Raw genomic sequence first — 255 nt, 5'->3', positions numbered from 1 at the left:
AAGCAGATGCGAAGCTACCGTTGGCATCAGACTTGGTCCAATTGACGGTTTGTCCATTGGTACTGACAGGGTTGTTATTGGCATCGGCTAATTGAGCAGAGATGGTCACCGTAGCTCCAGCGACAGGCGAATATCCAGAAGAGGTTACTAGGTATTTGGTAGCAGTACCAGCCACCGTAGTGATGGTAGGAGAAGTACCTGTAATACTTGAAGTAGTGGCCGTGACAGTGGTAGCAGTACCAGCAACTGTATGGG

1 protein-coding gene is annotated in these 255 nt (G+C 49.4%); it reads right to left on the bottom strand.

All coding sequences use genetic code 11. The annotated features are described in order from the left end of the window. On the bottom strand, positions 1 to 255 hold a 255-nt coding region (locus ESB04_RS12510), incomplete at both ends, for a hypothetical protein (protein WP_164969677.1).

Origin of the sequence: Aquirufa rosea (assembly GCF_004118285.1) — a bacterium.
Lineage (GTDB): Bacteria > Bacteroidota > Bacteroidia > Cytophagales > Spirosomataceae > Aquirufa > Aquirufa rosea.
Note: the sequence above shows the minus strand (reverse complement) of the source record. Positions and strands in the feature narration are given on the sequence as shown.